This window comes from Actinotalea sp. C106 (assembly GCF_023630195.1).
In the GTDB taxonomy this organism is placed as follows: Bacteria; Actinomycetota; Actinomycetes; order Actinomycetales; family Cellulomonadaceae; genus Actinotalea.
This window is the reverse complement of record NZ_JALPKN010000546.1, coordinates 1-995: the sequence shown is the minus strand read 5'-3', so window position 1 is coordinate 995 and position 995 is coordinate 1. Positions and strand designations below refer to the sequence as shown.

General features: G+C 76.5%; 1 protein-coding gene. It reads right to left on the bottom strand.

The annotated features are described in order from the left end of the window. Positions 1–995 (bottom strand): 3'-5' exonuclease (locus L0B03_RS18385; protein ID WP_284502011.1); only part of this gene is annotated, 995 nt, incomplete at both ends.

Here is a 995-nt window from a genome sequence, read left to right as displayed (position 1 = left end):
GGGGCGGCCAGCGTCGCGACGGCTGCCTCGACGGCGGGCGCCGCCTGGGCGAGCCGAGCCTGCCGGGCCGCCCCGAAGGGCTGCTCGAGGGGCCAGTGCGGGCGCTCCCCCGGCTCGGGCTCGGGCTTGACCGGGGTGCGGACCTGGCCGTCGGGCCCCGGTGCTGCAGGGTCGGGGGCGAGCTCGAGGAGGGGGACGAGGTCCTCGGTGAGCTCGTGGAGGAAGCTCGAGGGCCCGGTGGGCCGGCTGCCCTCGCGCCACCACGACCCGCTGAGCTGGAGCAGGCTCCGAGCCCTGGTCAGGGCGACGTAGGCGAGACGGCGCTCCTCGGCGAGCTGGTGCTCGCCGTGGGCCAGGCGGTACTCCTCGAGACGCCCGGCGAGGTCGGCGACCTCGAGCCCTGGCGCCAGGTCCACGTCAGGCAGACTGTCGCGGTCCCCCCGGAGGGCGGTGGGCAGGGAGCCGTGGTCCTTGATCCAGCCGGAGGTGCGGGGCTGGCTCGGGAACGAGCGCTCGACGAGGCCGGGCACCGCGACCACGTCCCACTCGAGCCCTTTCGCGGCGTGCACGGTGAGGAGCTGCACCGCGTGCGGGTCCATCTCGGCGACGGGGGCCTCGAGGCCGCGCTCCTCGCGCTGGGCGGCCTCGAGCCAGGCCAGGAAGGCGCCCAGCGTGCCGGTCTCGCTCGTGTCGCTGAAGGAGGCCGCGACCGAGCGGAAGGCGTCGAGGTTGGCCCGGGCGCCCGCGGGGCTGACCCCCGGGCGGGAGGCCACCTCGATGTCGAGGCCCAGCAGGCGCTCGGCCTCTCCCACGAGGTCCACGACGGGCAGGAAGGTCTGGCTGCGCAAGGTGCGCAGCACCGCGGCAAGGTCGGCCAGGCGGCCGCGGCCCACCTCGGAGAGGGAGCGGTCGCGCCGGCTGCACCATCCCGGCCGGGGCAGGTCGTCGAGGGCGTCGACGAGGCTGCGCTCGTCGACGACGTCGGCCTCGTTCTC